This is a genomic window from Kitasatospora hibisci, from assembly GCF_043950205.1.
Classification (GTDB): Bacteria; Actinomycetota; Actinomycetes; order Streptomycetales; family Streptomycetaceae; genus Kitasatospora; species Kitasatospora hibisci.
The window spans coordinates 3,998,164-4,023,911 of the sequence record NZ_CP171642.1; the positions used below are offsets into that span (position 1 = coordinate 3,998,164).

The window sequence follows — 25,748 nt, forward strand, 5'->3', positions numbered from 1 at the left end:
CGATCGAGCGGAGGCCACGCCGCCCCCAGGTCCGCGGGGGCGGTGGGCTCAGCCGGTCTCCCCGACCCTGACCAGGCCGCTCTCGTAGGCGAACACGATGGCCTGGGCCCGGTCCCTGGCCGCGACCTTGTCGAGGATCCGTGAGACGTGGGTCTTGACGGTCTGCTCGGCGAGGAACAGCTCCGCGGCGATCTCGCCGTTGGACCGGCCGCGGGCGACCTGGACGAGGACCTCGGTCTCCCGGGGGGTGAGCCCCTTCAGCCGCTCGGGCGCCTTCGACACCGCCGGACGGCTGCGGACGAAGCCCTCGATCAGGCGCCTGGTCACCCGGGGCGCCAGCAGGGCCTCGCCGGCCGCGACGACCCGCACGGCCTGGATCAGGTCGGCGGGCAGGGCGTCCTTGAGCAGGAACCCGCTGGCACCCGCGGCCAGCGCGTCGTAGACGTAGTCGTCGATGTCGAAGGTGGTGAGCATCAGGACCCGCGGCCGGTACCCGGTACCGGACGGCGGGTTCATGAGGCGGCGGGTCGCCTCCAGACCGTCCAGCACCGGCATGCGTACGTCCATGAGCACGACGTCGGGACAATGGGCGGCGCACAGGGCCACGGCCTCCTCGCCGTCGCCCGCCTCGGCGACCACCGCGATGTCGGGCTGCGCGTCGAGCAGGGCGCCGAAGCCGGCGCGGATCATGGCCTGGTCGTCGACGACGAGTACGTTGATGGTCACGGTGTTCCCGGAAGTGGCAGGACGGCGGCCGTCCGGAAGCCGCCGTCGGCGAGGGGTTCGGCGGCGAACTCGCCGTCCAGCATGGCGACGCGCTCGCGCATGCCGACCAGACCGTGTCCACCGGCGCGGGTCTCCACGGCCGGGCGCACGTCCCGGGGCGGCGAGTTGACGACACTGACGTGCAGGGCGCCGCCGGACCGCCGCACCTCGACGTCCGCACGGGCGCCGGGGGCGTGGCGGACCACGTTGCTCAGCGCCTCCTGGACCAGGCGGTACGCCGAGAGGGCGACGGCAGCCGGCATTCCCGTGGCCGACAACACGTCGTCGGCCACGTCCAGGCGGGCGTCGACGCCGGCGCGGCGCGTCGTCTCCAGGAGAGCGGGCAGGTCGGACAGGTCGGGCTGGGGGGAGTGTTCGCCGTCCGGGGACTCCTCGTTGCGCAGCACGTGGAGCAGACGCCGCATCTCCGCCAGCGACCTGCGCGCCTCGGCGGCGATCGCGGTGAACTCCTCGGCCGCGCCCGGTGAGACGTCGGCGACGCGGTACGGGGCGCTGTCGGCCTGCACGGTGATCACCGACATGTGGTGGGCCACCACGTCGTGCAGCTCCCGGGCGATGCGGGCGCGCTCCGCCAGGAGCGCCGCCCTGGCCTGCTCGACCGCGCCCCGCTCCTCCGCCAGTACGAGGCGGGCCTGGGCGTCGCCCCGGCCGCGCACCGCGTTCACGGTGACCGCCGCGACCGCGAGGATCACCGTCGGCGGGAGCAACGCGGGCAGGCCCCCGCGGGCCGGGACCGTCAGGGCGAACACCGCCCCGACGACGAGCACCTCGCACCACATCGCCACGATCGCGCGGCGCGAGGCCCGCAGCCCCACCACGCTCAGCGTCGCCGCGAGCGTGAACACCGAGGTCACGGCCCAGGGCCAGGGCTCCGCCGGCGAGTAGGGCCCGGCCAGCGCGGCCGTCAGGGTCACCGCCGCCAACTGCGTCCACCAGGCGGCCCGGGGACGACTCAGCGCCAGGACGAGCGGGACGGCGCGGGCGACGGTCAGCGCCATCGCCGGGCCGTAGCCGAGGCGGTAGTGCTGGGCCAGGTCCAGGGTGCCGGCGAAGTAGACCGCCACCGCCAGCAGCCACACCACCGCCGTCAGGATCCTGCCGCCCCGGCGGCCGCCGGGGAAGGCGATCGACGGCCGCGCCAGGTCGCTCCACACCGCCGTGCGTAAGACGGCCGGGAGGGAGCGCAGGGGGAGATCGGCAGAGTGGATCTTCATCGCGGGCCATCGTACGGCCGGCACCACCGCAGCCCGCCGGTCGGTCGCGTCACAGCTGGTGGAGCCACGCGTTGACCAGCAGCACACCGGCCCCCAGGGCCGCCACCGTCGCCACGAAGGGCCAGGCGCCGACCCTGTGGCCCCACATCCCGCCCGCCAGACGTGCGTGCAGCCGGTGCAGCAACCACAGCAGCCCCAGCCCGGCGGCCGCCGTCGGCAGGCCCACGCCGAAGTGCGCCAGCCACGCCCCGCCCGTCGAGGGACCGCCCCACGACGTGGTGTACGGGCCCGGCTCGACCAGCGGGTACAGCACCCCGCGCAGCACGAACAGCACCTCCGCGCCGATCGGGATCAGGGTCAGCAGCCCCAGCGGCACCGCCAGCAGCCCGTGCGCCAGCAGCCGCGCCGCACCGGGGCGGCGCTCCGCCGTCGGCGCGGGCCCCTGCTCGGCGATCCGGGCCCACCAGCGGCGCGCCGCGTCCGGGCGGCCCGCGGCGAGCGCGCCGACCGCCGCGACCGAGACGGGCAGTAGCGTGGCGGCCTGCCCGATCCTGCGCGCGAACCCGAGCCGCGGGGCACCGGTGCCGGACCCTGCGGCGGTGCCGGACCCTGCGGCGGTGCCGGTGCCGTGTGGAGCGATGACGGTCATTGGTGTCTTCCCACTCTCTGGACAACCCGTGTGCGGACACCTCGAAAGCTACGAGTCGGCCCCCACCCGGCGCGTCACGCCACAGAGCCAATCCGACCCCCCTACCGCGGTAGGGGGTGGCGGCGACGACGGCGAGGAAGACATCCGCGAGCACGGCCAGGGTGGCCCAGCGGTGCCAGGAGTTCCAGAGGTGGAGCCGAGCCGACCCGCTGCGGCGGTTTCACCCGACGCCTCCACCGGCGCCTTTCACCAGTGCCTGCGTACCGATCACCGCCAGCAGCGCCAGCCGTTCGGCGTCCTCGCTGCCGGGTTCGGCCGTGTAGACCATGATCCGCAGATCGCTGCCCGCGACGCTGAGCACGTCGCAGTCCAGCGTCAGCGACCCCACCTGCGGGTGGTCGATGGTCTTGCGCGAGGCTTCCTGGTGTCCCACCACGCCGGAGTCCCACAGCCTGGCGAACCGCTCGCTGTTGCCGCGCAGATCGGCGATCAGACGCCGCAGCCGCAGGTCCGCCGGGTAGCGGTGCGCCGCCGCCCGCAGGTCGGAGACGACCGCGGTCTCCAACGCCTGCCGGGTCTCCGGCGTGTGGCGGACCCGGCTGCCCGCGCCGAGGAAGTTCCGCCACGCCCCGTTGCGCTCCTTGCCGTGCCGTTCACCCATCAGCGCGGTGTAGAGCGGATTGGCCAGCAGCAGAGTCCACGCCGCGTCGGAGACCGCGACGGGTGTGCCGGTCAGCCGGTCCAGCATCCGTTGCACGCTGGCCGTGATGTAGGCGGGCACCGTGCCGCGTCCCGGCGCCACCAGCCCGGCGACCCGGAACAGATGCTCACGCTCCTCCGCGTTCAGTCGCAGCGCCCGCCCCAGCGCCTCGACGACCTGCTCCGACGGGTTGGTCGCCCGGCCCTGTTCGAGGCGGGTGACATAGTCGACCGAGATCCCGGCCAGCAGCGCCAGCTCCTCCCGGCGCAGTCCGGCCGCGCGCCGGTGGCCGCCCACCGGCAGGCCGGCCGCCTCCGGCGGGACCCGGTCACGCCAGCGCCGCACCGTCCGCCCGAACTCCGTGGTCGCCATGCCACCACTGTGCACCGCCGCACCCGCGGGTGCCTGGTACCGGCAGTCCCAGGAAGACCGGACGCCTGGCCGACGGCACCGCCGCGCAGCACCGTGGAGGCATGACCACAACACTGATCACCGGCGCGAACAAGGGGCTCGGCTTCGAGACCGCCCGTCAACTCATCGCCGCAGGACACACCGTGTACATCGGCAGCCGGGACCCCGAGCGCGGGCGTCGCGCCGCCGAGCAGTTGGGTGCGCGGCTGGTCGTCCTCGACGTCACCGACGACGCCTCGGTCGCCGCAGCGGCGAGGACCGTCGAGGCCGGCGGCGGCCTCGACGTGCTGGTCAACAACGCGGGCGTGGAGCAGCGGGCCGAGGACAACGGCATCATCGGTGCCGCGGACGTCACCGCCGACCTGATGCGGAGCACGTTCGAAACCAACGTCTTCGGCACGGTACGCGTCACCCACGCGTTCCTCCCGCTGCTGCAGCGCTCCGCCGCCCCCGTCGTCGTCAACGTCAGCAGCGGCCTGGCCTCGCTCACCCGCGTCACCACCGCCGGAACCCCCACCCACGCGTACCCCGGCGTCGCCTACCCGGCCTCCAAGGCCGCCGTCAACATGGTCACCGTGCAGTACGCCAAGGCGTTCCCGAAGATGCGCATCAACGCCGTCGAGCCCGGCTTCACCAAGACGGATCTCAACGGCAACACCGGCATCCAGACCGTCGAACAGGGTGCCGAGATCATCGTCCGCATGGCCAGCCTCACCCCGGACGGCCCCACCGGCACCTACACCGACGCCGAGGGCCCGCTGCCCTGGTAACCGGCCCGCCCACGACGGCCGCCCCGGCCGACGATCACGCCTTCTGATGGCCCGGGCGGAGTGGGAAGTCGGTCTCTCCCGACTTCCCACTCCACGGCACGGCACAGACACGCGGCGGCCCTTCGCTCGGCCGGAGCGAAGGGCCGCCGGAGTGCTTGCTACGCGTCGGGGACGAGGTGGTCGAACTCCCCTGCTTTGACTCCCTGGAGGAACTTGGCGAACTTGAGGGGAGTGGTGCGGACGATCACATCGCCTTCGTCGGACTCACGAAGCTCGACCAACCCTTCGATGTTGCGAACCTCAAGACAGTCGCCGCCGGAACCACTGAACGAAGACTTCTGCCATTCGATGTCGGTCATGTTCGGCCTCTCACAACTCGCTTTCGACCTTGCGAATCAGGTCGCGGGATTCACTCTCGCTCAGGGCTGCCGCTTCGGTACGCTCGAAGATCGACCGGTAGCTGACCAGCTCGCTCGCAGCATCGACGAAGATAGGACCTCCTGACGACTCCAGCTCGATGGTGTCCAGTTCCGACACAGAGCCGAACGCATAGGTGAGGTTCTCGACCGCACCGGGGAAGGTTTCGACGTCGAACGGGACGACTCGGATGGTCATCCACGACTGCTCCGAGTCTTCGAGGAGGGAGCCAAGCTGCTCCTTCAGGACCTGCGCACCACCGAACCTCGTCCACAGGGCGGACTCATACACGAAGGCCGTCAGTGGCTTCCGGTCGCGCCGGAGGTCCGTCTTCCGCTGCATTCGGAATGCTGTCCGCGCCTCCAGTTCATGGCGCGGGAGTTGGGGAATCAATCGCCCGAACACCGCCGATGCGTAGTTGATGGTCTGGCACGGACCAGGGATGTGGGTGAGCACCCACATCATCAGCTCGCGCGAGCTCTTCTCCAACTCCGCGTTCTCAAGGAAGCCGTCCGGGATGGTTCCGCGGTACTCCTCCCACCAGCCTTTCGAACGCTCATGGATCATTGCTTCAAGCGCTTCGACCAGAGGGTGGTTCATGCACTTGCAGGCCGCGGCGAAGGACTGCAGGCGCTCCCGGCTCAAGCCGACCTTTCCCGACTCCATCTGACTGATCTGGGTTCTGTCGATTCCCAGAGCGCGACTCAGACTTGGCGCAGAGAGGCCCGCGGCCTCGCGCATCTTTCGCAGCTCAGCGCCGATGCGGCGCTGACGGAGTGTGGGGTTTGGTCGTGGCGGCATGGCTTCCTTCCTTGCCCAATGTGACCCAAGTCTGCCGCGATGATCCGACATGGGTCCACCTGGCGACGGGTCGGCACTCAAGGGTGAATCCATCCAATCCTGGTATCACAGGTGATACCCATGCTGTAGGGTCACCCTCAGATCGATCCGACGGATCGTCAGTAATGCTCATATCCCGGGCAGTAGGCGCCTGCTGCCTGTGCACCGAAGAGCAGCCACGCGTGGCATCAACCAGCCCCGCCCTGGCCTGGCTCACGGCGACGATTCCGCCGGTGAACGACGAATCCACCACTCCACCTCTCCCCCGGAGGTTCCCCGTGTGTGCCTTCAACCCGCCTGACTGGTCCGCCGCCCGCGAGGCGCTGCGCGACGCCCTGACCGCCGCCGGCTGGCCGCCCGACCTCATCGGCGACGCCGAGCTCGCCCTGCACGAACTCTTCGTCAACGCCTGGAAGCACGGAGGAAACCCCGCGCCCACCGTGGTCGTCGTCCTGCTCGCCGGCCGCACCGTCCGCGTCTCCGTCGCGGACGACAACCCGCTGTTCCCCGAACCCCGCACCCCCGCCGACCCCTACGAGCTCTCCGGCCGGGGCCTGTTCCTCGTCCGCTCGCTCACCCACCGCTTCGGTGCGGCCCCGCGCGAGCGTGGCAAGGGCAAGTTCGTCTGGTTCGAGCTGGACGCCGCCGCGTGAACCGCGACCACCAGGTCACCGAGGAGCAGCCGTGGACGTCCTGAGCCCCCACGTCGAACGCACCACCGCCGCCTACCTCGCGGTCGAGCGCGTACCCGACGCCGCCCTCCAACTCCGCTTCGCCGTCGACCTCGACGTCCACGCCGCCCCCGGCGAACACGTCGCTCTGCCCCTCACCCGCGACCAGGCCCTCGACCTCCTCCACACCCTCGCCGCCCACCTCGGCCACCGCGTCATCGGGATCCACCGATGAGGCCCGGCACCGCCGCCTTCCTGATCGGCGCGGTCTTCGCCGTCCTCCTCGCCCTGGCGATCGCCACGGTCGCCCTCGGCATCGTCACCGCCCTCAGGGTCAACGACGACCGCCCCCCGCCCCCGATCACCCCTCACGGACGCTGGGAACTGCGCCGACTCCCCGACGGCGCCCATGAGTACGCCTGGATCGCCCGGCAGGCCGGCCGCTTCGGCCCCGAGACCGACCGCCCGCCCACCGCTCGCGGACGACACCGCATACCCAGCTGAACAGCCACACGCGGCGGGCCCTCGCCCACTGGGCAACTGGGCAACAAGGCCTCGCGGGTCGGCATCAGGCGTGGGCGGTGGCCGTCAGGGCCCACGTCCAGCGGGGAAGCCGCCCTCCACGGCCTTGAGCACCGCGGCGACGTCGATCCGCCCGCCCCGGCGGTCGTTACACAGCCGATGGACGGCCGTGACGCGGCCGGCCGGGGACCGCGACACGGCACTCCTACCGTCACTGACGACGCACCGGCCGGCCCGGCCGGGGCCCGCGTCCCGACGAAGGAGTGACACCGCATGACCAGGAGCCGTACCCACAGCTCGCCCGCCCGCCGTGTGCTGGCCGTCTGCGCCCTGACCGGGGCCGCACTGCTGACCTCCCTCTCCGCCGGGCAGGCCTGGGCCGACGGCGCCCCGCAGCCCGCGCCGGCAGCCCCCAGCGCCGGCCAGGCCGCAGGCTCCGGCCAGGCTGCGAGCGCCGTCCCCCAGCCCAAGGTCTCCCGCCCGGCCTCCGCCCCCACCGGGTGGGCCGCCGAGACCGGCTCCGGCCCGGCCGCGAGCGCCGTCCCCCAGCCGAAGGCCTCCCGCCCGGCCTCCGCCCCCACCGGGTGGGCCGCCGAGGCCGGCTCCGGCCCGGCGGGAGGTTCCGGATCCGGCTCCGGCCCCGCCACGGCGAGCCCGCAGGTCCGCGAGGTGCCCAAGGGCGCCGCCCAGGCCGGCGACGGCTCCGGCTCGACCGACTCCTCCGGCCTCAAGCTGGCCGGCGGTGGCGCCGTCGCGGCCGTCGGCGCCGCCGTCCTGGGCTTCGCACTCCTGCGCCGCCGTTCCGGTGCGCGCGGCTGACACCGGCCCCGGGCCCTCACGGCGCCCCGTCGCCCCTGCTGCGTACGGGCCCGTGCGCAGCGGGGGTGGTGGGGCCCCGGCCCCGCTCGGGCGTCCGGGGACCGGGGACGCGACCACCCACCACCAGGTCGAGGAGGCCCCTGCCCGGCACCGGGCCGTCGACCGGCCCGCCGACCGTCGCGGCACCCGTACTCGGAGCCACCGCCGGGCCCGGAGCGACCGGAACGACCCGGCCCGCCCGCGCCGGACCGCACTGCGTCGGACCGCCTTCGGCGCGGCCGGCCTGCTCTGCCTGGTCCTCGGCGTCTCCGTGGCGCTGTCGAGCCGGCAGACCCCGGTGGTCCGGATCGAGGCCTCGGCGCACCAGCCCGACGGCATCACGCCCACGGCCCCCCGCCAGCCGGCGGGAGCCGGCACCGGCACGACCGGCACCGACGCCGCGGTTACCACGGCGACCGGTGCACCGCGACCGTTCGCGGCCTCGCCGCCGACCCGCCTGCTCGTCCCCGCCGCCGGGGTGGACGCACCGGTCACCGGCCTCGGCCTGAACGCCGACGGCACGGTCGAGGTCCCTGCGGCCGACCGGGCCCAGGAAGTCGGCTGGTACCGCAACGGCCCGACGCCGGGGGAGGCCGGGCCGGCCGTCCTGATCGGGCACTACGACACCGTGCACGGCCCGGCGGTCTTCCGTGGCCTGCCGAAGCTGCAGCCCGGCGACCGGATCCAGGTCCGGCGGGCGGACGGAAGCACGGTGGACTTCCGGGTCCGCGCGCTGCTCCAGGCCGCCAAGGACCGGTTCCCGACCGAGGCGGTGTACGGCGACACGGCCGCGCCCGAGCTGCGGCTGATCACCTGCGGGGGCCGGATCGGCGCCGACGGCCACTGGACGGACAACATCATCGTCCAGGCGGATCTGGCCGCCCCGACCGGCTGAGGGGGGCCGGCGCAGCCGCCCACCCACGCGGTTCCGTCGGGCGGGTGGCCCGGCGGAACCGTCGGCCGCCACCCGGCGACCTACCCACCGGAGCCGAACCGGCGCGCCGCCGCAGGCAAGAATCACACGCACCGGCAGCACGAAAGCCGGAAGCGCCGCCGCAGACCAGAAGGACGAGCATCAGCCGTGGCAGCATCACCCCCGCCCCTCCACCGGGCCGGCGCCGCGCCCCCACGGGCGGTCCGCCCCGCCACCACCGCCCTCTCCGCCCTCCTCGCCGCACCGGCCGCCCTCGCCGCCTTGCTGCTGACCGCCTGCGGCGCGCCCGGCGAGCTGCGCGACCACGGCCCCGCACGGCAGGTGACGCCGCCGACGGTGCCCCAGCCGCTCTGGTCCGGCCTCGCCGTGGCACCACCGCCGACCTCACCGGCCCCCGGCGCGAGCCGCTCCTCCGAGCCCCCGCCACAACCCGTCCCCGACGTGACCGTCCCGGGGCCGGACATCGCCGCCGTGGACGTCCGTGCCGTCCTGGCGAAGGACCCCGAGGTGAGCCAGGACGAACGGCGCGCGCTCGACAGCTGCGGGGGTTGCGAGGTCCGCACCCCGGAGTTCCGCGACCTCACCGGTGACGGCCGACCCGAGCTGATCGCCGCCGTCGGCACGGCCGGACCGGTGTTCCTGCACGTCTACACCGTGGCCGGCGACCGCCTGCTGCCCGTCCTGCGGGTGCAGGTGCTGAAGGGGTTCGGCGCGGAGACCGTCGGCGCGGACCTGTGGTTGCACGAGCCCACCACCGTGACCACCCGGACCAGCAGCCACTACCGCTGGGACGGCACGCGCCTGAGCCTGCTGGAGCAGCGGGTCGAGGGCATCGGCCCGATCGCCGGGCCCGGGCAGGGGAACACCGCGGACCCGGAGGCGACGCCCGCCGGCACGCCCGGACCGAAGGTCAGTCGGCCCGTGGATCCGCCCGCCCCGGGCTGGGCCGGGCCCAGCGCGGTCCCGGGCGGTACGGGCTGGGCCGCGACGCCCCGGCCGCAGAGCGGTGCGGGGCTCGCCACCCCGCGCCCCGCCGCTTCCCAGCCCGTCCGTCCGACCGCGGCTCCCCCGGAGGCCCGACCATGAACCCCGCAGCACCCGCGACCGCGCCGGCCGCCCAGCCGCACATCCTCATCGTCGAGGACGACGAGGTGATCCGGGAGGCCACCCGGATGGCCCTGGAGCGCTACGGCTTCCCGGTCTCCACCGCCGCCGACGGCCTGGAGGGGCTGGAGGCGTTCCACGCCGTCCGCCCCGACCTGATGCTGCTGGACGTGATGCTGCCGCTCCTCGACGGGGTGGGCCTCTGCCGGCGGATCCGCGAGGAGAGCCAGCTGCCGATCCTGATGATGTCGGCGCGCAATGATCCGATCGACGTGGTGTCCGGTCTGGAGGCGGGGGCGGACGACTACGTGGTGAAGCCCTTCGAGAGCGCGGTGCTGGTGGCCCGGATCAGGACGGTGCTGCGCCGGGTCCGCACGGTCCCGGCCAGCGAGGCACCGGCCGCCGTGGCCCCGGTCCGCGCGCCCGGACCCGCGCCCGTCGACCGCGCCGGAACGGACCCCGCCGCGGAGGCACCCCCCGCACCGGCCCCCACCGCACCGGCCCCCACTGCACCGGCCCCGAGCAGCGTCCGCAGCTTCGACGGCATGGAGGTGGACACCGAGAGCATGGAGGTCCGCGTCCACGGGCGGCTCGTCCCGCTGACCCCGACGGAGCTGCGGCTCCTGCTGGAGTTCACCGCCGCACCCGGCATCGTGCTGGAGCGCTCCACCCTGCTGGAGCGGGTCTGGGACTACGACTGGGGCGCCGACACCCGAGTGGTGGACGTCCACGTGCAGCGGCTGCGCGCCAAGATCGGCGCCGGGCGGATCGAGACCGTCCGAGGCTTCGGCTACAAGCTGCGACGCCCGGCATGACGCCGGGAACCACGCCGCCGGGGGCGCCCGGGAGCACGACGCCACCGCGTGCACCACTGCGCCGCCTCACGCTGCGCCGGATGACCCTGCGCCGCCAGATCGCCACCGCCGTCGCCGCCATCTCCGTCCTGGTCGCGGTGGCCGTCGGCCTGCTCGTCCACCAGGCGATGATCCGCCAGCACGTCGACCAGGCCCGCGAGTCGGCGCTCACCGCGCTCGACTCCGCGGTGGCCGCCTACGGGCGCGGCGAGGAGGTCTCCGGCCGTACCGCCGCCCTGGACGACCCGGCGCTGCCGCCGCGGCTGCGCGCGCTCGCGGCGGCCGGCCGGCAGGGGTCGTTGCTGGCGGGCGGACCCGAGGGCGAGGCGATGTGGGCGGCCGGCACCGTCCAGGGCCGGGTGCTCTCCGTCCGGGTCGACTTCACGCAGGACCGGACGGCGATCGCCGACCTGGACCGGATCATCCTGATCACCGTCGTCGCGTCCGTCTTCACGACGGTCCTGGTCGGCGTGCTGGTCGCGGACCGGATCAGCCGGCGGCTGCGGACGGCCGCGACGGCCGCCCGGGGGATCGCCGCCGGGCGGACGGACGCCCGGATCGGCGAGCTGGTCGACGGGCGGGACGAGGTCGCCGACCTCGCGGCGGCCGTCGACCAGATGTCCCGGGCGCTGCACCGCCGGCTGGCGGACGAGCAGCAGTTCACCGCCGACGTCGCCCACGAGCTGCGCACACCGCTGACCGGACTGGTCACCGCTGCCGAGCTGCTGCCGCCGGGCCGGCCCACCCAGCTCGTGCAGAACCGGGTGCAGGCGCTGCGCTCGCTGGTCGAGGACCTGCTGGAGGTGTCCCGGCTGGACGCCGACGCGGAGACGCCGTACCTGTCCGCGGTGCCGCTGGAGCGCGCGGTGCGCCGGACCGTCGGGCTGACCGGGCTGGAGGTGGAGGTCGACGTAGGGCCGTCCGCGGCCGACGCCTCGGTGCGCACCGACCTGCGGCGGCTGGACCGCATCCTGGGGAACCTGCTGCTCAACGCCGACCGGCACGGCGGCGGCCCGGTCCGGCTGGAGGTGGAGGGCCTGCGGATCACCGTCCGTGACCACGGTCCCGGTTTCCCGGACGACCTGCTGCGGCACGGGCCGCAGCGGTTCCGGACGAGCGTGCGCGAGCGCGGGCGCGGCCACGGTCTCGGCCTGACGATCGCCCAGGGCCACGCACGGGTGATCGGCGCGGTCCTGACCTTCGCCAACCACCCGGACGGCGGCGCGGTGGCGACCCTGGAGCTGCCGCCCGACCACGCGGAGGCCCCGGCCCGGCACCAAGTCCCGTAGTGCGTGGCGCAGGCGAGGCGCGCGAGAGTTCGTATCGCAACAACATCACCAATTGTGGTGAATGTCGATGACTTGCCAGTTTGGTTCTCCCCGATCTGATCACGATGCCGATCGGCATCCGTTCTCAGAGAAGGTGGTTCCGAATGACCAGTGACCCGACCTCGTCGGTCACCGAAGCGACGCTCACCGACATCGCCACCAACGGCATCTGGGGCCCAGGCCACAGCGTCAGCCAGGCCGTCGTCGACGTGTCCAGGGCGCTGCTCGCCTCCCTTCAGGGCGAGGAGGGCGTCGAACTCCCGCCGGAGCTCTCGGAGCTGGTGGCCGAGGTGCAGCGGAAGGGCACTTTCGCGCTCCCGCGCATCGTCACGCACGACGGCACCCGGCTGTCGGCGTTCAGGATCCGGCTGAACGGCGACGCCCCGCGTCCCGTGGTGATCGTGCCCGCCGGCTGGAACCCGTACGGCTGGCTGCCTTTCCTCTACGCCTACCTCAAGTTGGCGCAGCGCGGCTATCACGTGCTCGCCTACACCCCGCGCGGCATCGGCATCGAGGGCTGGCTGTCGACGTCCGAGGGTTTCGTCGACGTGGCCGGGCCGAACGACTGGGCCGACGGCTCGTATGTGATCGACTACGCGCAGGAGTCCCTGGAGCCCAGCCGGATCGGCTTCCTCGGCGAGTCCTACGGCTCCGGGATCAGCCAACTGGTCGCCGCGCACGACCCTGCCGGCCGGGTCGACGCCGTGGTCGCGCTGAGCACCTGGGGGAACCTCGCCACCAGCCTGTACAACAACGACACCCGGCACCTGGAGGCCGTGCAGGCGCTGATCGACTTCACCGGCGGCCCGCTGGAGGAGAAGTTCGACCAGGGGGCCCAGCAGCTCCTCAAGGACTTCCTGAGCGGCCGGAACCTCGACGAGGTGGTCGAGTGGGGCACCGAGCGCTCCCCGGAGACGTACGTCGAACACACGAACGCGCGGGGCATCCCGACGTTCATCTCGAACACCTGGCACGAGACGCTGTTCCCGGTCAACCCGGTGCTCGACCTCTTCGAGCGGCTCACCGTGCCGAAGCGGCTGAACCTGTGGATCGGCGACCACGGTGCCCCCGAGGGCCCCGGCCTGGCCGGGCTGGTACTCGGGGTGCCGTTCCCCGGGCTGGCGGTGCCGACGCAGGAGGCCTACGAGTGGCTGGACCACCACCTGCTCGGCGTCGCCAACGACGTGCCGAACTGGCCGGCGGTGAACAGCCAGAGCATGTTCACCTACAAGACGGTCGCCATCCCGGGCGGCACCGACCTGATCACCGTCCCGGCCCGCCGCGAGACGTACGCGTCCTGGCACGAGGCCACCACCGGCAGCGAGGCCTGGTACCTCACCGGCGTCGGCGACACCGGTGACGGCTCGCTGACCGACAAGCCGACCGTCGGGTGGTCACGGGACTTCGAGGCCGGCGCTCTGACCTCCTCCATCGCGGGCGAGTTGCTCAAGGCCGGGCAGCGGGAGTGGTTCGGCAACCCCGAGACGTACAAGCTCGCGGACTTCGAGCGCGAGCGGCTGCTGGTCTGGTCGACCGACCCGCTGACCGGCTCCGGTGAGGTGGCCCGCCGGATCCGGGGCGCCGCCACCGTGCGGCTCACCGTGCGCAGCAGCATCGACGCCGCCACCGTGGTCGCCTACCTGTACGACGTCGCCCCGGACGGCACCGCCCGGATCATCACCCACGAGCCCTGCACGGCCACCGGCCTGACCCCGAAGGTCAACACCGCCATCATCTGGCTCCTCCAGGCCGTCTCCTACGACCTGCCGGTCGGGCACCGCCTCGCCCTGGTGATCAACAGCCGTGACCCGCTGTACTCCTACGCGGGCTCGGACCTCCCCGCCCTCACCACCACCACGATCAGCTCCGTGAGCGGGAGCGAGGCCCGGCTGGAGCTGCCACTGGGCTGAAACCCCGGGGCTCCACTGCCCGTACGGCAGCCCGCCAGTCGGTGCGCGGCGGGCTGCCGTACGGGTGCCGCCGGGGGCCGGGGGAACGGCAACGGCCACCGCATGATCACCGGGAGTCGTGCGGGCTCGCTCCTGAAGATCGCGCGGTGGCCGCGGGTCACCGGCGGCTACTTGCCGCCGTCCCCGCGCTGAAGAAGGTACGGGTCCGGGTCCGCCACCCCGACGCCGGCGCCGAGCGCAGCGCCCCCGGCGGCACTGGCGGCCAGCAGCCGCAGCCCGGCCTCCGCGGACGAGCCCGGCGCCGCGCTGTAGAGCAGCATCCGGTGGCCGGCCGCCTCCGGCAGCGGCAGTGCCTCGAACGCCAGCGTCAGCCCGCCCACCACCGGATGCCGGAGCTCCTTGGCGCCGAACAGGCAGTCGTGCACCGGGTGGCCCGACCAGAGCGCCGCGAACTCCGCACTCTTCATCGACAACTCGCCTATCAGTTCGGCCAGTTGCCGGTCATTCGGGTGCCGCCCGGCGGCCAGGCGGAGGAACGCGACCTGGGCCCGTGCCTCGGTCTCCCACCGCGGGTACAGCGCCCGGGTCCGCGGGTCGAGGAAGAGCAGCCGGGAGAGGTTGGGGCGGTCGGCCGGGCGGTCCGGCGCGGCGGGGTCGAGGTGGCCGGCCAGCAGGGCATGGCCGAGTGGGTTCCAGGCCAGCACCTCGTTGCGCCGCCCGACCACCACCGCCGGGACGTCCGTCATCGCCCCGATGAGCTGCCGCACCGCCGGCCGGACGCGCTCCAGCCGCTCGGCGGCCCGGTTCTGCGCAGCGCGGGTCGGACGGGCCAGGTTGCGCAGGTGCGCGTGCTCGTCGGCGTCCAGCCGCAGCGCCCGGGCGACGGCGTCCAGCACCTCGTCGGAGACGTTCCGGCTCTGCCCCTGCTCCAGTCGGGTGTAGTAGGTGATGCTGACGCCCGCCAGCAGCGCCAGCTCCTCGCGCCGCAGCCCGGGCACTCGGCGGCGGGTGCCGTACGCGACCAGCCCGACGTCCTCGGGCTGCAGCCGGGCCCGGCGGGTGCGCAGGAACCCGCCCAGGTCGCCCGCGCCGGCCGGGCCGGCAGCTCCCGGCGCTCCGGTCGGGCCGCTCGCTCCGGTCACGCCGGTCGCTCCGGCCGGGCCGCGAAGTGTCTCGGGTGCGTTCATGACCCCCAGTCAACACCGTTGGACAGCGCCGAGCCTGCCCCTGCCAGTGCCACCCTCCGCAGGGGGCTGGGTGGGCGCTCCGGCGCCGCGCAGGCTGCTGCCGTACCCGGATCCGTCCGGAGACCCGAACCCCCCGGAGACCCGGAGCCCCCGGCCTCCCCCGTCGAAAGGCAGCGGACCGTTGACCGCCACCCTGTCCGAGGCACCACCCGCCCGCCCGGCCGCCGCCGGCCCGACCGGCCGGCAGCGGCTGGTCCTGGTCGTCCTGCTGGCCGCCCAGTTCATGCTCGCCGTGGACTTCTCGATCCTGAACGTCGCCCTGCCGGTGATCGGCCAGGGGCTCGGCTTCCCGCTCGGCGGCCTGCAGTGGATCGCCACCGCGTTCGCGCTCTGCGCGGCCGGCTTCACCCTGCTGTTCGGCCGGGTGGCCGACCTGGTCGGGCGGCGCCGGGTCTTCCTGGCCGGGCTGGCCGTCCTCGCCGTCGCCTCGCTGGCCGGCGGCCTGGCCACCACGCCCGGCGTCCTGCTGGCGGCCCGGGTCGCGCAGGGCCTGGCCACCGCCGCCGTCACCCCGGCGGGCTTGGCGCTGCTCACCACGGCCTTCCCCGAGGGGCCGCTGCGCGAGCGGGCGCTCGGTCTGAACGGCGCGCTGATGTCGGCCGGGTTCACCTCCGGAGCGGTGCTCGGCGGCCTGCTCACCGACCTGCTGAGCTGGCGCTGGGCGTTCTTCGTCAACGTGCCGGTGGCACTGGCCGTACTGCTCACCGCGCCCCGGCTGATCGCCGAGAGCCGCCCCCGCCCGTCGACCGGGGCGACGGCCGGCGCGGGCCGGCCGCGGATGGACCTGCCGGGCGCGGTCACCGTCACCGGCGGCCTGCTCGCCCTGGTCTACGGCCTGACGACGGCCGGTGAGCACGGCTGGGGCGACCCGGTGGCACTGTCGGCACTGGCTCTGGCCGCGCTGCTGCTGGTGGCGTTCTGGCTGGTGGAGCGGCGGGCCGCCGCGCCACTGGTGCCGGTCCGGGTGCTGCGGCGGCGCACGGTGGTCTGGGGGAACGCGGCCGTGCTGCTGGCCTTCGCCACCGAGACCTCGCTGGTCTTCCTGCTGACCCTCTACCTCCAGCGGGTGCTCGGCTTCTCCGCCCTGGCCACCGGCCTCGCCTTCGGCGCGCTGGGTGCGGGCACCGTGCTGGGCGGCCTGCTGGCTCCCCGGGTGCTGGGCCGGCTCGGCGGCCGGAACGCCCTGGTCGCCGGCTTCCTCGTCCAGGCGGCGGCCACCGCCGCACTGCTCCTGCTCGGCGCGGACCGGGCCTGGCTCGGGCTGCTGCTGCCGGCCGCCTTCCTCGGCGGCGTGGGCAACATGGTGGCGATCGTCGGCTCCATGGTGACGGCCACCTCGGGCCTGCCGGACGAGGAGCAGGGCCTGGCCACCGGCGTCGCGACGATGACCCAGCAGGTCGGCATCGCCCTGGGCACACCGGTGATGAGCGCGGTCGCCACCGCGACGGCGGCCGGCGGCACCGTGCTCACCGGCGTCACCTGGGCGATCGGCGCCGACACCGCCCTGGTGCTGCTCGCCGGGGCGGCCACGGCGCTCTTCCTCCGGCGCAGGTGAGCGGCCCCGCCACGGGCGGACGCGCGGGGGAGGGCCGCCGGCACCGGCGGCACCGACGAGAACGGCCCGGGGGCGCACCGCCGAGCGGTGCGCCCCCGGGTCCTGGTCTCCGGATCTCCGGACGGTCAGCCGTCGATCGTCTTGCGGAAGGCCTCGGCCACCGAGAGGAAGATCGTGTTGCCCTCGGCCTCTCCGATCGAGATCCGGACGCCCTCCGGGAACGGGCGGACGATCACGCCGGCCGCGGCGCAGGCGGCCGCGAACTCCTGCGAGCGCTCGCCCAGCCCGAGCCAGACGAAGTTCGCCTGCGAGTCCGGGATCTGCCAGCCCTGGGCGCGCAGCCCGGCGACCACCCGGGCGCGCTCCTCGACCAGCGCCTCCACCCGGACCATCAGGGCCTCCTCGGCCCGCAGCGACGCGACGGCGGCGTCCTGGGCGATCTGGGTGACGCCGAAGGGCACCGCGGTCTTGCGCAGCGCGTTGGCCACCGGCTCGTGCGCGACCGCGAAGCCGACCCGCAGGCCCGCCAGGCCGTAGGCCTTGGAGAAGGTCCGCAGCACGCAGACGTTCGGGCGGTCGCGGTAGAGGTCGATGCCGTTGGGGACCTCGGGGTCGCGGATGAACTCGATGTAGGCCTCGTCGACGACGACCAGGACATCGGCGGGGACCGCGTCCAGGAAGCGCTCCAGCTCGGCGCGGTGGATCACGTTGCCGGTGGGGTTGTTGGGGTTGCAGACGAAGATCAGCCGGGTCCGCTCGGTGACCGCGGCCAGCATCGCGTCCAGGTCGTGGTCGCCGCCCGCGGTGAGCGGGACCGGGACCGGGGTCGCGCCGGCGACCTGGGTGATGATCGGGTACGCCTCGAACGAGCGCCAGGCGAAGATCACCTCGTCGCCCGGGCCGGCGGTGGAGAGGACGAGCGACTGGGCCACGCCGACCGAACCGGTGCCGGTGGCGATGTGCTCGACCGGGACGTCGAAGCGCCGGGCGAGTTCGGCGGTCAGCTCGCTGACGCCCATGTCCGGGTAGCGGTTGAACGAGCCGGCCGCCTTGACCGCCGCCTCCAGCACGCCGGGCAACGGGTCGTAGGGGTTCTCGTTGGAGGACAGCTTGTAGGCGTCGGCGCCGGCCGGCTTGCCGGGCTTGTAGGTGGGGATGCCGTCCAGGGTCGGCCTCAGCCGGGGCCCCTGCGGTGCCGTTCCACTCACGGTCCTGCTCCTTCTCTTCTTCTCCGTCGGGCCGCGCGGCCCTCGCCGCGCACAGCCGCCTCCGGTGCGTTCGCGCCCGTCCGGGCGGGATCACCGCCGGACCCGGGAGCCTGCGACGCGTCCGGACCACCCCGGTCGGGTGCCCTGAACGATACCGACCCGCGCTCACCCGTAGGAGTGAGATGCCCGGTCGGGTCACAGGCGCAGATCAGCCATTCTGCAGGGTTCCAATGGCACATGTCAGAGGTAAGACGGCTGGATCCGTGCGGGTATCGAAGGGGCGCGTACCGGCTCACTCTTGGAGAAACGTATCTCCAAGGGCTCCCGATGCGCCGGTCACAGACCCTTGTCAGGAGCCATACGATCGGTCCGCCATGACAGCAGCAGCCAACCAGAGCGGTCGGCGACCCACCACCTCACGGCGTCTGGAGCGGGCCGGCATCCGGGATGTGGCAGCAGCCGCCGGAGTGTCGATCACCACCGTCTCCGACGCGCTGAACGGTAAGGGCCGCCTGCCCGACGAGACCAGAAGCCGGGTGCGCGAGGTCGCCGAGCGCCTCGGATACCGTCCCTCCGCCGCCGCCCGCACCCTGCGGACCGGCCGGTCCGGCCTGATCGGGCTGACCGTCACGACCTACGGCGAAGAACCGTTCACCTTCACCGAGTTCGCCTACTTCGCCGAGATGGCCCGCGCCGCCACCAGCGCGGCCCTCGGCCGCGGCTACGCGCTGGTGGTGCTGCCCGCCTCCTCCCGCCACGACGTCTGGGGCAACATCGCCCTCGACGGCACCGTCGTGATCGACCCGCCGGACCAGGACCCGCTGGTCAGCGAGCTGTACCGGTCCGGCGTCCCGGTGGTCAGCGACGGCAAGCCGGGGAACTGCCCGGTCACCGCCTGGGTCGACAACGACCACGAGGCCGCCGTGCTCGGCATCCTCGACCACCTCTCCGAGGCCGGTGCCCGCCGGATCGGCCTGCTCACCGGCACCAGCACCGACACCTATACCCGACTCTCCACCGAGGCCTACCTCGGCTGGTGCGGCAAGGTCGGTCAGGAGCCGGTCTACGAGGCCTACCCCGCGCACGACCCGGCCGCCGGAGCCGTCGCCGCCGACCGGCTGCTCGCCCGCCCGGACCGCCCGGACGCCGTCTACGGCCTGTTCGACCCGAACGGCACCGATCTGCTGGCCGCCGCCCGCCGGTACGGCCTGCGGGTGCCGGACGACCTGCTGCTGGTCTGCTGCAGCGAGAGCGACGTCTACGCCGCCACCGAGCCGCCGATCACCACGCTCTCGCTCAAGCCGCGGCGGATCGGCACCACCGTGGTGAACCTGCTGATCGACGCCATCGAAGGCGTGGACTCCGGGACGGGCGTCGACATCGCCCGGCTCTTCCCGCCGCGCTTCCGCACCGCCGGCACCGGCCCGCCGCCCGGCACCCTGATGCCCACCGAACTGATCGTCCGCGCGTCCTCCCAGCGCCGGAGCCCGCGCACCACGGTCAGCCCGCCGCGCCCGCCGGGCGAGATGTAGCGGCGGACGCGGGGCCTGCGGGCCTTACGCCCCGCCCGAGGACGTGCGGGGCTGCGACGGACCCCGGCCCCCGCCGGGGTCGGTCTGGACCATGCCCAGCCGGGACAAATCGGACCTGACGGACCGCCCGGCTGACGCTCCGGAGGATTGGATACCCACCAGGTGACGACGCCGGGAGAGTGGTCTTCCTATGATGGGCGAATGACACCCGAGGACCGCTTCCCCGGGCCTGAACACCCGGACTCAGGCCCCCGCCACCAGCCGGACCTCGACGTGCTGCCCTACGGCACCTACTACGAACCCGAGCCCACCGGGTACGCCGAGGCGGCGTACGAGTCGGAGACGTACAGCGGCTACGGCGGTGCCCGCTGGCTCGAACAGCACTGGCCGGCCGGGGGTCACGACCCGCAGGCCCAGGCCCAGCACGGTCAGCACGACCACCAGGCGCAGGCCCAGGCGGCCCAGCACGGCGGTCACGCCCCGCAGGCCGCGCACCCCGGGTACGAACCGACCCTGCCGGACCGGCCCTCGCCGGCCCACGACCTCGACGACCCGCCGACCATCGAGCTCGGCCCGCCGCTTCCCGAGCCCGGCGCGCCCTACCACCCGTACCCCGCGCCGGCACCCAACGAGCCGCCCGGACCGCTCTACGTCGTCGGCGACGTGCACGGCTACCTCGACGAGCTGCTCGCCGAGCTGCGCCACCAGGGCCTGATCGACGCCGACGGCCACTGGGCGGCCGGCCGCTCCCGGATCTGGTTCCTCGGCGACTTCACCGACCGCGGCCCCGACGGCATCGGCGTGATCGACCTGGTCATGCAGCTCGCCGCCGAGGCGGCCGCCGCCGGCGGCTACTGCCGGGCCCTGATGGGCAATCACGAGCTGCTCTTCCTCGGCGCCGCCAAGTACGGCGACGAGCCCGTCCAGTCCACCGCCGGCACCGCCTCCTTCCTCGCCGCCTGGCGGCTCAACGGCGGCCAGCAGCACGACCTGGAACGGCTGGAGGCGCACCACATCAGCTGGCTCTCCCGCCTGCCCGCCATCGGGCTGGAGGACGGCCACCTGCTGCTGCACTCGGACACCACCGCGTACCTGGAGTACGGCGACTCGATCGCCGAGGTCAACGACGCCGTCCACGACCTGCTCGCGGACGAGGGCGTGGACGAGTGGTGGGACTGCTTCCGCCGCTTCACCAAGCGCTTCGCCTTCCGCGGCGACGCCGGACCGATGGCCGTGCACGAGCTGCTCGACACCTACGGCGGCACGCGGATCGTGCACGGGCACAGCCCGATCCCGTACCTCACCGGCGCGGTGCACGCCGACGACGGCCAGCCCCCGCACATCCCCGGCCCGTACGTCTACGCGGACGACCTCGCGGTGGCCATGGACGGCGGCGTCACGATGGAAGGCCGGCTGCTGATCGCCCGACTGCCGATCTGACGGACCGTCTCCGCCCCTTCACTCGAACGGCAGTTCCAGCGCACGCCCCGGACCGCACGCGCGGCCCGGGGCGCGAAATTCCGGAAACCTACTGTCAGCGCGGCCGCACCCGCCCCTACCATCGAGGCACACCACACCCGGCCGCCCGTGTGGCGCCCCTCTCCGTGCGCACGGCACCGCGGAGCGACCGGGACCTGCTGAACGGGGTCCCCATGAACAACGCCCCGCATCTGCTCGCCGAGGACCGCCCGGACTTCGAGCGCCTCCTCGACGACGCACTGCGCGACGGCACCGTCCTCACCGCACTGCGCGCACCCGGCGCCCTCACCACCGCGGAGCTGCGTGCCCAGGCCCTGCTCGACGCCGACGGCCTCGCGGCCGCGGCCGGCACCGAGTACGAGCACTACACCCGGCTGCGCGCGAACCTGCGCAGCATGCCCGCACCACCCGGCCCGGACGGCGAGCCCTCCGCACCGGGCCTCCTCGCCCAGCTGGGCTCGGCGAACGGCGGCGCCGGGCTGTTCCCCGTCCTCACCGTGCTCACGCCGATCCTGGCCTGGGCGGCCGCCCTCGTCCTGCTGCTGCTCGGGTACGCGCTGCGCGCCGCCGATCCCGAGGCGGCGCTGAGCCGGTCGGTCATCACGGCCGGCTGGGTGGCTCTGGCGGCGGGCGCGGTCGCGATGGCGGTCGGCATCGTCGGACTGATCCTCACCGCGCTCCGCGACGGCTCGACCCCGTCCGTCCCTGCCGGCACCGACCCGGAGCTCGCCGCCGAACTCGGCGAGGCCCACCGCGAGTGGCAGCGGGCACTGCGCGACCGGGCGCTCCTGCCCTACCTGCACACCGCCCTGCGCAGCGACGCCGGCCCGACGGCGGCGATGTCCACGGCGGCGATGTCCACGGCGGCCGCCCCGGGGTCGGCGCCGGCGGGCACGGGAACGACACCGTCCGCCTCCGTGCCCGGACAGGGCGGCCGTCCGAAGCAGGACCGGCCCGACACCCGCGGCGGCGACTCCACCGGCCCCGACGGGGCCGACACCGGCGGCCCGGACTTCAGCAGCCCCGGCTACACCGGTCCGGGCTTCAGCAGCCCCGGCGTGGAGGGGCTCACCGACCCGCGGGGCCGGGAGCCGCGCACGGCGGCCTTCACCCCGCCGGACTTCACCGGCCCCGGCTACACGCCCCCGGGCTTCACCGGTCCCGACGAGGTCTGAACCCACGACGAGGTCTCAGCCCACGCCGGCGCCCCGGCCACCGCCGGCGCCCCGGCTCCCGGGGTGGGGAGGCGATCCGCCGCCGGCCTCACACCGCGGCCTTGAGCACCCGCAACTCCGGCGGCCCGTCGAGCAGTTCCGACGTGAGCTCGACCGAGCGGGCCAGGTGCGGGCTGGTCAGATGCCTCTCGAACGCCTCGCGCGACGCCCACTCCTCGACCACCACCCAGGAGCGCGGGTCGTCCGGGTCCACGTAGTTGCGGTAGGAGATGCAGCCCGGCTCCGCCAGGCTCGCCGCGGCCATCACAGCGGCCTGCGCCCGCACGTCCGCCTCCCGTCCGGCCTTGGCGCGCAGCACCGCAACCGCCGTGATCCGCCGCGACATCGTCGTTCCCCCTCGGTCCGAGTAGTCTCCGGTCCGAACCGACCGGTCATCCCAAGATCTTCCCGCACCGCCCCTTCCCGGCCGGTCGTCGGGAAGGGAACGGCAGGGAGGGGGGCGGCGGCGACGGCGGCGACGGCGACCGGGGTCCTAACCCCGGGCGGCGGCGTCCGACGCGGCCCGGACGAACTCGCGGACGCGCTCGGTGGTGTTGGACTCCCGCCAGACCAGTCCGCGCTCGATCGGCGCCGCGTCCTCGATCGGCACGTAGGCGATGTCCGGGCGCGGATAGTACTGCCGGGAATGCTCGCCGACCGGCAGCACCCCCTGGCCCAGGGCCACCAGGGAAAGCATCTCGGAGAAGGTGTTGCCCACCGGCCCTCTCGGCACCGGCCGCCCGGACGGCGTGCGGTCGGGCGTCCGGTCCCGCTTGAACCCGGTCGAGGTGACCGCCGGGTACTGCACCACCGGATGGTCGGCCAGCACCTCCAGCGAGACCGACTCCGCCCGCGCCAGCGGATGTCCGGCGGCCACCGCCAGTACCCGCCGCTCGATCAGCAGCGCCGGACCGGCCGCCATGCCGTCGAACGGGAAGGAGGCGAGGAGCACGTCGACGGAGCCGTCGTCCAGGCTCGGCCGGGAGTTGGACAGCTGCACCTCACGGACCTCCACCCGGCAGCCCGGGTGCCGCTCGGTGAACAGGTTCACCGCCCGGAGCAGCACCGTCGCGGTCCACTCGCCGAGGAACGCCACCCGCAGCTCCCCGGTCACCCCGCGTCCGGCCTCCACCGCCCGGCGCACCGACTCCTCGATCCCGGCCACCAGCGGGGCCAGGTCGTCCACCAGCCGCCGGCCGATCGCGGTGGGCCGGACGGCCCGGCTCGTGCGCTCGAACAGCCGGGCTCCGATCCGCCGCTCCAGCTTCCCGATCACCTGGCTGACCCGCCCGGTGGTGACGCCCAGGCGCTCGGCGGTCCGGCCGAAGTGCAGTTCCTCGGCGAGCACCAGGAACGCCTCGATCTCGTGCCGCTCCCACATTCGTATCACCCGATCGTTGAGCCTGACTCAACGATCTTAGTGCAGTTCGGCATTGATCGTCCCGGCCGGACGGCGGATCGTGGAGGACGTCACCGCACACACCACCACCCGGGAGCCACCCATGGCCGCCGTCCGCGTCAAGGCCTTCGACCACCTCGTCCTCAACGTCCGGGACGTCGAGCGTTCGCTGGAGTTCTACCTCGGCCTGCTCGGCCTGGAGCCGGTCCGGGTCGAGGAGTGGCGAGCGGGCGAGGTCTCGTTCCCCTCGGTCCGGGTCGACGAGCAGACCATCATCGACCTGTTCGCCCGCCCGCGCGGCGAGTCCAACGTCGACCACCTCTGCCTCACCGTCGAGCCGCTGGACTGGCAGGAGGTCGTCGACTCCGGCGTCTTCACCGTCCTCGACGGCCCGGGCCCGCGTTACGGCGCCCGCGGCACCGGCACCTCGCTCTACGTCGCGGACCCGGACGGCAACACCGTGGAGCTCCGCTGGTACGCCGGGGACGCGGAGGACGCCGCGGCCGCATAGGGCACCGTGCCGGATGGCGTACGCCGGCATGCCGACCTCTCGACCGTGTCCGTAATGTCCGACTCGAACCCGTGGACCGATCGAGAGGTGACCGATGGCCCTCCACAACGCACAGGAACCGGCGACCGACCCGGCCGTCGACATCTTCGCCTCGCCGCTGAGTGAGCACCCGCTGCCCAAGCGGGCCATGCCGGACTTCCCGGCGCCTCCCTCGGTGGTCTTCCAACTGCTGCGCAACGAACTGCTGCTGGACGGCAACGCCGCGCAGAACCTCGCCACCTTCTGCACCACCTGGATGGACGACGAGGTCCGCCGCCTGATGGACCTGTGCCTCGACAAGAACATCGTCGACAAGGACGAGTACCCGCAGACCGCGGAGATCGAGTCACGCTGCGTGAACGTCCTCGCCGACCTCTGGCACGCCCCGGCCGGCTCCGGCGGCAGCAACGCGGTCGGCTGTTCCACCACCGGCTCCAGCGAGGCCGCCATGCTCTGCGGTCTCGCCCTGAAGTGGCGGTGGCGCAGCCGCCGGCAGGCCGCGGGGCAGTCGACCGAGCGGCCGAACCTGGTCTGCGGGCCGGTGCAGGTGTGCTGGGAGAAGTTCGCCCGGTACTTCGACGTGGAGCTGCGGCAGGTGCCGGTGGAGCCCGGCGCGACCGGCCTCCAGCCGCACCAGCTGCGCGACTACGTGGACGAGAACACCATCGGCGTGGTCGCGATCCTCGGGGTGACCTACACCTGCACGTACGAGCCGGTGGCGGAGATCGCGGCCGAACTGGACCGCCTCCAGGTGGAGACCGGCCTCGACGTCCCGCTGCACGTCGACGCGGCGTCGGGCGGCTTCATCGCGCCGTTCCTCCACCGCGACCTGGTCTGGGACTTCCGGCTGCCGCGGGTCGCCTCGATCAACGCCTCGGGCCACAAGTACGGGATGGCCCCGCTCGGCGTCGGCTGGGCCCTCTGGCGCGACCAGGACGCCCTGCCGGACGGGCTGGTCTTCCACGTCGACTACCTCGGCGGCGACATGCCCACCCTCGCCCTGAACTTCTCCCGACCCGGCGGCCAGGTGGTCGCCCAGTACTTCATGTTCCTGCGGCTCGGCCGCGAGGGGTACCGCCGGGTCTACCGGGCGTGCGCCGACACCGCGCAGCACCTCGGCCGGCAGGTCGCCGAGATGGGCCCCTTCACCCTGCTCTACGACGGCGTGGGCGCGCTGCCCGCCGTCTCCTGGACGCTCACCGACCCCGACTCGGTCGGCTGGAGCCTGTACGACCTCTCCGACCTGCTCCGCATGCGCGGCTGGCAGGTCCCGTCCTACCCGCTCCCCCCGGACCGCCAGGAGACGGTCATCCAGCGCGTCCTGGTCCGCCACGGCATCGACCGCGACGAGATCGAACTCCTCGCCGACGACATGCGAAGGGCGATCAAGCACCTCGACGAGGGCCGCCCCCGCGACGCGGACCGCGTCGGCTTCCACCACTGAGACGTGCCGCAGCGCTGCTTGGGAAGCCCGCTCCACCTCCCGGAGCAGCACCGTGGCTGCGCCCGTGTCGAGGACGGGTTCAACCCCCGGACCGGCACAGCAGGTCGACGCCGGCGGCCCGCGCTCCCGCGGAGACGGGCGTGCTGCACGGT

General features: G+C 73.8%; 26 protein-coding genes. 16 read left to right on the forward strand and 10 right to left on the reverse strand.

Annotation, left to right across the window (positions count from 1 at the left end):
* Positions 1-48 precede the first annotated feature (48 nt).
* The 4 genes from ACF9IK_RS17210 to ACF9IK_RS17225 form a co-directional block, all read right to left on the reverse strand.
* Complete coding sequence (locus ACF9IK_RS17210) at positions 49-726, reverse strand: response regulator (RefSeq protein WP_395295080.1); 678 nt, start codon at positions 724-726, stop codon at positions 49-51.
* Complete coding sequence (locus ACF9IK_RS17215) at positions 723-2,000, reverse strand: sensor histidine kinase (RefSeq protein ID WP_395295081.1); 1,278 nt, start codon at positions 1,998-2,000, stop codon at positions 723-725. The genes ACF9IK_RS17210 and ACF9IK_RS17215 overlap by 4 nt, the downstream gene beginning before the upstream one ends.
* Before the next feature lie 49 nt (positions 2,001-2,049).
* Complete coding sequence (locus ACF9IK_RS17220) at positions 2,050-2,649, reverse strand: hypothetical protein (RefSeq protein ID WP_395295082.1); 600 nt, start codon at positions 2,647-2,649, stop codon at positions 2,050-2,052.
* Between the two features lie 220 nt (positions 2,650-2,869).
* The gene (locus tag ACF9IK_RS17225; RefSeq protein ID WP_395295083.1) at positions 2,870-3,721 is read right to left on the reverse strand and encodes a helix-turn-helix transcriptional regulator; all 852 of its coding nucleotides are present in this window, start codon (positions 3,719-3,721) and stop codon (positions 2,870-2,872) included.
* Between the two features lie 101 nt (positions 3,722-3,822).
* Here ACF9IK_RS17225 and ACF9IK_RS17230 point away from each other — a divergent pair, with 101 nt between their 5' ends.
* Positions 3,823-4,530 carry an SDR family oxidoreductase gene (locus tag ACF9IK_RS17230; RefSeq protein WP_395295084.1) on the forward strand — a complete coding sequence of 236 codons (708 nt, stop codon included), beginning with the start codon at positions 3,823-3,825 and terminating at the stop codon, positions 4,528-4,530.
* Between the two features lie 158 nt (positions 4,531-4,688).
* Here the strand turns inward: ACF9IK_RS17230 and ACF9IK_RS17235 are convergent, their stop codons facing one another.
* A complete protein-coding gene (locus ACF9IK_RS17235) occupies positions 4,689-4,889 on the reverse strand; it encodes a DUF397 domain-containing protein (protein ID WP_395295085.1) in 201 nt (66 codons plus the stop codon).
* Between the two features lie 10 nt (positions 4,890-4,899).
* The gene (locus tag ACF9IK_RS17240) at positions 4,900-5,748 is read right to left on the reverse strand and encodes a helix-turn-helix domain-containing protein (RefSeq protein WP_395295086.1); all 849 of its coding nucleotides are present in this window, start codon (positions 5,746-5,748) and stop codon (positions 4,900-4,902) included.
* Positions 5,749-6,065: 317 nt separating this feature from the next.
* Between ACF9IK_RS17240 and ACF9IK_RS17245 the strand changes: the two genes are divergently transcribed.
* The 9 genes from ACF9IK_RS17245 (at position 6,066) to ACF9IK_RS17285 (ending at position 13,968) form a co-directional block, all read left to right on the forward strand.
* Positions 6,066-6,440: an ATP-binding protein gene (locus ACF9IK_RS17245; RefSeq protein WP_395295087.1), complete on the forward strand. Its 375-nt coding sequence runs from the start codon at positions 6,066-6,068 to the stop codon at positions 6,438-6,440.
* A gap of 31 nt (positions 6,441-6,471) precedes the next feature.
* A complete protein-coding gene (locus tag ACF9IK_RS17250; RefSeq protein WP_395295088.1) occupies positions 6,472-6,693 on the forward strand; it encodes a hypothetical protein in 222 nt (73 codons plus the stop codon).
* On the forward strand, positions 6,690-6,962 hold the full coding sequence (locus ACF9IK_RS17255; protein ID WP_395295089.1) for a hypothetical protein: 273 nt from the start codon (positions 6,690-6,692) through the stop codon (positions 6,960-6,962). The genes ACF9IK_RS17250 and ACF9IK_RS17255 overlap by 4 nt, the downstream gene beginning before the upstream one ends.
* A 291-nt stretch (positions 6,963-7,253) precedes the next feature.
* Positions 7,254-7,799, forward strand: coding sequence for a hypothetical protein (locus ACF9IK_RS17260; RefSeq protein WP_395295090.1), 546 nt, complete (start codon positions 7,254-7,256; stop codon positions 7,797-7,799).
* Positions 7,800-7,851: 52 nt separating this feature from the next.
* Positions 7,852-8,733, forward strand: a complete 882-nt coding sequence (locus ACF9IK_RS17265; protein ID WP_395295091.1) for a class F sortase — start codon at positions 7,852-7,854, stop codon at positions 8,731-8,733.
* Positions 8,734-8,919: 186 nt separating this feature from the next.
* Complete coding sequence (locus ACF9IK_RS17270; protein WP_395295092.1) at positions 8,920-9,858, forward strand: hypothetical protein; 939 nt, start codon at positions 8,920-8,922, stop codon at positions 9,856-9,858.
* A complete protein-coding gene (locus ACF9IK_RS17275) occupies positions 9,855-10,691 on the forward strand; it encodes a response regulator (protein ID WP_395295093.1) in 837 nt (278 codons plus the stop codon). The genes ACF9IK_RS17270 and ACF9IK_RS17275 overlap by 4 nt, the downstream gene beginning before the upstream one ends.
* An 80-nt stretch (positions 10,692-10,771) precedes the next feature.
* A complete protein-coding gene (locus ACF9IK_RS17280) occupies positions 10,772-12,019 on the forward strand; it encodes a sensor histidine kinase (RefSeq protein ID WP_395295094.1) in 1,248 nt (415 codons plus the stop codon).
* 143 nt (positions 12,020-12,162) lie between these two features.
* Positions 12,163-13,968: a CocE/NonD family hydrolase C-terminal non-catalytic domain-containing protein gene (locus ACF9IK_RS17285; RefSeq protein ID WP_395295095.1), complete on the forward strand. Its 1,806-nt coding sequence runs from the start codon at positions 12,163-12,165 to the stop codon at positions 13,966-13,968.
* 167 nt (positions 13,969-14,135) lie between these two features.
* Here ACF9IK_RS17285 and ACF9IK_RS17290 read toward each other — a convergent pair whose 3' ends face one another.
* On the reverse strand, positions 14,136-15,155 hold the full coding sequence (locus ACF9IK_RS17290) for a helix-turn-helix domain-containing protein (RefSeq protein ID WP_395295096.1): 1,020 nt from the start codon (positions 15,153-15,155) through the stop codon (positions 14,136-14,138).
* A 181-nt stretch (positions 15,156-15,336) separates the two neighbouring features.
* On the opposite strand from ACF9IK_RS17290, the gene ACF9IK_RS17295 reads away from it, so the two are divergent.
* A complete protein-coding gene (locus tag ACF9IK_RS17295; protein WP_395295097.1) occupies positions 15,337-16,770 on the forward strand; it encodes an MFS transporter in 1,434 nt (477 codons plus the stop codon).
* Between the two features lie 125 nt (positions 16,771-16,895).
* Here ACF9IK_RS17295 and hisC read toward each other — a convergent pair whose 3' ends face one another.
* The gene (hisC, locus tag ACF9IK_RS17300) at positions 16,896-17,978 is read right to left on the reverse strand and encodes a histidinol-phosphate transaminase (RefSeq protein WP_395295098.1); all 1,083 of its coding nucleotides are present in this window, start codon (positions 17,976-17,978) and stop codon (positions 16,896-16,898) included.
* A 374-nt stretch (positions 17,979-18,352) separates the two neighbouring features.
* Between hisC and ACF9IK_RS17305 the strand changes: the two genes are divergently transcribed.
* The 3 genes from ACF9IK_RS17305 to ACF9IK_RS17315 all read left to right on the forward strand — a co-directional run bounded on the left by ACF9IK_RS17305 (position 18,353) and on the right by ACF9IK_RS17315 (position 22,164).
* On the forward strand, positions 18,353-19,510 hold the full coding sequence (locus tag ACF9IK_RS17305; RefSeq protein ID WP_395295099.1) for a LacI family DNA-binding transcriptional regulator: 1,158 nt from the start codon (positions 18,353-18,355) through the stop codon (positions 19,508-19,510).
* 201 nt (positions 19,511-19,711) lie between these two features.
* Positions 19,712-20,950 (forward strand): metallophosphoesterase, encoded by a 1,239-nt coding sequence (locus tag ACF9IK_RS17310; RefSeq protein WP_395295100.1) that lies wholly within the window; start codon positions 19,712-19,714, stop codon positions 20,948-20,950.
* Between the two features lie 212 nt (positions 20,951-21,162).
* Entirely contained in the window at positions 21,163-22,164 is a 1,002-nt protein-coding gene (locus tag ACF9IK_RS17315) for a hypothetical protein (protein ID WP_395295101.1), read from the forward strand.
* Positions 22,165-22,252: 88 nt separating this feature from the next.
* On the opposite strand, the gene ACF9IK_RS17320 is transcribed toward ACF9IK_RS17315, so the two are convergent.
* Both ACF9IK_RS17320 and ACF9IK_RS17325 read right to left on the reverse strand, forming a co-directional pair.
* Entirely contained in the window at positions 22,253-22,549 is a 297-nt protein-coding gene (locus tag ACF9IK_RS17320; RefSeq protein WP_395295102.1) for a putative quinol monooxygenase, read from the reverse strand.
* A 147-nt stretch (positions 22,550-22,696) separates the two neighbouring features.
* Positions 22,697-23,584 carry a LysR family transcriptional regulator gene (locus tag ACF9IK_RS17325; protein WP_395295103.1) on the reverse strand — a complete coding sequence of 296 codons (888 nt, stop codon included), beginning with the start codon at positions 23,582-23,584 and terminating at the stop codon, positions 22,697-22,699.
* Between the two features lie 121 nt (positions 23,585-23,705).
* Between ACF9IK_RS17325 and ACF9IK_RS17330 the strand changes: the two genes are divergently transcribed.
* Positions 23,706-24,113: a VOC family protein gene (locus ACF9IK_RS17330; RefSeq protein ID WP_395298601.1), complete on the forward strand. Its 408-nt coding sequence runs from the start codon at positions 23,706-23,708 to the stop codon at positions 24,111-24,113.
* A 94-nt stretch (positions 24,114-24,207) separates the two neighbouring features.
* A complete protein-coding gene (locus tag ACF9IK_RS17335) occupies positions 24,208-25,596 on the forward strand; it encodes a glutamate decarboxylase (RefSeq protein ID WP_395295104.1) in 1,389 nt (462 codons plus the stop codon).
* Positions 25,597-25,748 lie beyond the last annotated feature (152 nt).

Excerpts from the sequence above, each read along its gene's own strand:
- ACF9IK_RS17215 (WP_395295081.1), bottom strand. The coding sequence starts at position 2,000 with ATGAAGATCCACTCTGCCGATCTCCCCCTGCGCTCCCTCCCGGCCGTC.
- ACF9IK_RS17285 (WP_395295095.1), top strand. The coding sequence starts at position 12,163 with ATGACCAGTGACCCGACCTCGTCGGTCACCGAAGCGACGCTCACCGAC.
- ACF9IK_RS17335 (WP_395295104.1), top strand. The coding sequence starts at position 24,208 with ATGGCCCTCCACAACGCACAGGAACCGGCGACCGACCCGGCCGTCGAC.
- ACF9IK_RS17230 (WP_395295084.1), top strand. The coding sequence starts at position 3,823 with ATGACCACAACACTGATCACCGGCGCGAACAAGGGGCTCGGCTTCGAG.
- ACF9IK_RS17310 (WP_395295100.1), top strand. The coding sequence starts at position 19,712 with ATGACACCCGAGGACCGCTTCCCCGGGCCTGAACACCCGGACTCAGGC.
- ACF9IK_RS17280 (WP_395295094.1), top strand. The coding sequence starts at position 10,772 with ATGACCCTGCGCCGCCAGATCGCCACCGCCGTCGCCGCCATCTCCGTC.
- ACF9IK_RS17225 (WP_395295083.1), bottom strand. The coding sequence starts at position 3,721 with ATGGCGACCACGGAGTTCGGGCGGACGGTGCGGCGCTGGCGTGACCGG.
- ACF9IK_RS17315 (WP_395295101.1), top strand. The coding sequence starts at position 21,163 with ATGAACAACGCCCCGCATCTGCTCGCCGAGGACCGCCCGGACTTCGAG.
- ACF9IK_RS17235 (WP_395295085.1), bottom strand. The coding sequence starts at position 4,889 with ATGACCGACATCGAATGGCAGAAGTCTTCGTTCAGTGGTTCCGGCGGC.
- ACF9IK_RS17325 (WP_395295103.1), bottom strand. The coding sequence starts at position 23,584 with ATGTGGGAGCGGCACGAGATCGAGGCGTTCCTGGTGCTCGCCGAGGAA.
- ACF9IK_RS17330 (WP_395298601.1), top strand. The coding sequence starts at position 23,706 with ATGGCCGCCGTCCGCGTCAAGGCCTTCGACCACCTCGTCCTCAACGTC.
- ACF9IK_RS17240 (WP_395295086.1), bottom strand. The coding sequence starts at position 5,748 with ATGCCGCCACGACCAAACCCCACACTCCGTCAGCGCCGCATCGGCGCT.
- ACF9IK_RS17220 (WP_395295082.1), bottom strand. The coding sequence starts at position 2,649 with ATGACCGTCATCGCTCCACACGGCACCGGCACCGCCGCAGGGTCCGGC.
- ACF9IK_RS17305 (WP_395295099.1), top strand. The coding sequence starts at position 18,353 with ATGACAGCAGCAGCCAACCAGAGCGGTCGGCGACCCACCACCTCACGG.
- ACF9IK_RS17275 (WP_395295093.1), top strand. The coding sequence starts at position 9,855 with ATGAACCCCGCAGCACCCGCGACCGCGCCGGCCGCCCAGCCGCACATC.
- ACF9IK_RS17255 (WP_395295089.1), top strand. The coding sequence starts at position 6,690 with ATGAGGCCCGGCACCGCCGCCTTCCTGATCGGCGCGGTCTTCGCCGTC.
- ACF9IK_RS17320 (WP_395295102.1), bottom strand. The coding sequence starts at position 22,549 with ATGTCGCGGCGGATCACGGCGGTTGCGGTGCTGCGCGCCAAGGCCGGA.
- ACF9IK_RS17290 (WP_395295096.1), bottom strand. The coding sequence starts at position 15,155 with ATGAACGCACCCGAGACACTTCGCGGCCCGGCCGGAGCGACCGGCGTG.
- ACF9IK_RS17260 (WP_395295090.1), top strand. The coding sequence starts at position 7,254 with ATGACCAGGAGCCGTACCCACAGCTCGCCCGCCCGCCGTGTGCTGGCC.